The organism is Waterburya sp. (genome assembly GCF_058530065.1).
Map to the genome: position 1 here is coordinate 1 of NZ_JBZNBU010000349.1, position 2,643 is coordinate 2,643.

Annotated in this window: 4 protein-coding genes; 3 read left to right on the forward strand and 1 reads right to left on the reverse strand. The window is 40.5% G+C overall.

What is annotated here, in order from left to right; genetic code table 11:
* Positions 1-603 (reverse strand): DUF2301 domain-containing membrane protein (locus tag AC33VI_RS20865; RefSeq protein WP_491784190.1); only part of this gene is annotated, 603 nt, incomplete at its 3' end.
* 147 nt (positions 604-750) lie between these two features.
* Here AC33VI_RS20865 and AC33VI_RS20870 point away from each other — a divergent pair.
* The 3 genes from AC33VI_RS20870 to clpP all read left to right on the forward strand — a co-directional run bounded on the left by AC33VI_RS20870 (position 751) and on the right by clpP (position 2,603).
* The gene (locus AC33VI_RS20870) at positions 751-1,329 is read left to right on the forward strand and encodes a TerD family protein (RefSeq protein ID WP_491784191.1); all 579 of its coding nucleotides are present in this window, start codon (positions 751-753) and stop codon (positions 1,327-1,329) included.
* 19 nt (positions 1,330-1,348) lie between these two features.
* Positions 1,349-1,927: a TerD family protein gene (locus AC33VI_RS20875; RefSeq protein ID WP_491784192.1), complete on the forward strand. Its 579-nt coding sequence runs from the start codon at positions 1,349-1,351 to the stop codon at positions 1,925-1,927.
* A 64-nt stretch (positions 1,928-1,991) separates the two neighbouring features.
* A complete protein-coding gene (clpP, locus tag AC33VI_RS20880) occupies positions 1,992-2,603 on the forward strand; it encodes an ATP-dependent Clp endopeptidase proteolytic subunit ClpP (protein ID WP_491784193.1) in 612 nt (203 codons plus the stop codon).
* Positions 2,604-2,643 lie beyond the last annotated feature (40 nt).

Below are 2,643 nucleotides of genomic sequence, written 5' to 3' on the forward strand. Positions count from 1 at the left end.
GCCAATATCAGGGTCAATTTCTTGAGTCATTTTACGAATGGCAAAAACGCTAAAACCTAACGACCAAATACCCAGCAAAGCTTGCTCCATTTCTACAGGCATTATTCCCGTCATGTGTCCTAGTAATAGTAAAGGTACGATGGGAGTGAGTATTTTAGTTTCCGCTCGATTGAAACAAAAAGCTTCTTTTAAAAAGATGCCCGTCAAGGCAGCAAAGGTAAAACCAGTACCCAACAAAGTTAGAGGATGGTTATAAATATATAAAGCTAAAGGTTCGTTTGCTTGGCTTGCGATCGCAATAGTAGCGATCGTGCCAATTAACCAAAAGCCTTGTAAGACTCGATGCAACAGTTTCATGTAAATATGAATAAAATAGAGGCTAACTCCTAAGCCGATGGTAAATAGAGCAAATAAAGGAGTTATGGCAGGTATGGCAGCTTCCCCTTGGATAAAAAATAAATTACTAGCGATCGCAAAACTAATGGCTGCTATTACCAAACCTCCCCGATATATCAGCACTTCCAGGCGATCGTCTTTGGTAATTTCGTACTTGCCAAATTGTCCTTGATAAGTTTGTGGTGGTTTATTGAGGATGCCAATCATAGCTCTTACCTTAATTGTTAATAATTACTTTAATTAAAAGTAGTCTAAAACATATGCTGATTAAAATAGCGATCGAGTCAAAAAAGCAAATTCAGACTATTTTTCCCTAATAATAAAGGCTTACAGCTGTTCTACTTAAACAAACCAATGGCAATAAATCTTAGTAAAGGACAAAGAATTTCTTTAGAAAAAGTATCCCCAGGATTAGTACAAATCTTCATTGGCTTGGGTTGGGATATCAATGTCACTGATACGGGCAGCGATTTTGATATTGATGCTTCTCTATTTTTAGTCGATAGTAACGAAAAACTACTTTCCGACCAACATTTTATTTTTTATAACAATCAAATCAGCCCAGATCCCGAAAAATCCATTCAACAACGAGGAGATAACCGCACGGGTGAAGGAGAGGGAGACGACGAAATTATTGATGTAAATTTAACCACTGTGCCTACCGACATCGATAAAATAATTATCACCGTCACCATTCACGAAGCAGACAAACGCCAGCAAAACTTCGGACAAGTGAGTAATGCTTTTGTGCGAATCGTTAATTGCGAAAATGAAGAAGAAATTATTCGCTACGATCTAACCGAAGACTTTTCGATTGAAACCGCCCTAATTATGGCAGAGCTTTATCGCAAAGATGGGGAATGGCGCATGAATGCAGTTGGTGCTGGTTACGAAGGTGGTTTGCAAGCTCTAGTAGACCGATTTCAGAAATAATTAAGATCGAATATCAGACATGGCAGTAAATCTCAGTAAAGGACAACGAATATCCTTAGAAAAAGTCGCTCCTGGTTTGAGTCAAGTGTTTGTCGGTTTGGGTTGGGATACCAACATAACCGATACGGGGGGCGATTTTGATATTGATGCTTCGGTATTTCTCCTAGATAGCAGCGATAAATTAGTTTCCGATAATCATTTCATTTTTTATAACAATCTTGCTAGTCCCGATGCCAATAAATCTGTCGAGCATATGGGGGATAACCGCACGGGTGCGGGGGAAGGAGACGACGAAGTAATTAAAGTCAATCTCCAACAAGTGCCTGGGGAAGTGAATAAAATTGTCATGACTGTGACCATTCACGAAGCAGAAAAACGCCAGCAGAACTTCGGACAGGTACAAAATGCTTTCGTACGGGTAGTAAATGCTGAAAATAGCGAAGAAGTAGCTCGTTATGACCTAACAGAAGACTTTTCTATTGAAACTGCTCTCATTATGGCAGAACTATATCGCAAAGATGGTGAGTGGCGAATTAACGCAGTTGGGGCTGGTTATCAAGGAGGATTACAGGCACTCCTCGACCGCTATCAAGGCTAACTTAAGCTACCTAAATTAGCTACAATCATACAATCCGATTAAATATAAAATAAGGCATAGCTGCATGATTCCTACAGTTATAGAAAGTTCGGGGCGCGGCGATCGCGCCTTTGATATATACTCCCGTTTATTGCGAGAAAGAATTATTTTTCTGCGGGGACAAGTTACTGACGAGATGGCAAACTTGATTGTCGCTCAACTGCTATTTTTAGAAGCAGAAGATCCTGACAAAGATATTTATCTTTATATTAATTCCCCTGGTGGCTCGGTTTCTGCGGGGATGGGGATGTTTGACACCATGAATCAGATTCGCCCCGATGTCTGTACGATCTGCATCGGTTTGGCTGCCAGTATGGGAGCATTTTTGCTCAGTGCGGGGACAAAAGGCAAGCGCATGAGTTTGCCCAACTCTCGGATTATGATTCACCAACCTTTAGGAGGGGCGCAAGGACAAGCAACAGATATTGAGATTCAAGCCAAAGAAATTTTGTATCTCAAGCAAAAACTCAATCAACACCTAGCAGATCACACAGGGCAACCTCTATCCAAAATAGAAGAAGATACCGAAAGAGACTTCTTTATGTCTGCGGAAGAATCTCAAGAATATGGTTTGATCGATCGGGTAATTTCCCGTCGTCCTTCTGTGGTCAATCCTCCAGAACCCGTGGCTAATTAAATTGAGAATAAATAATTAAATGTTTGTGTAGGGATGCTTA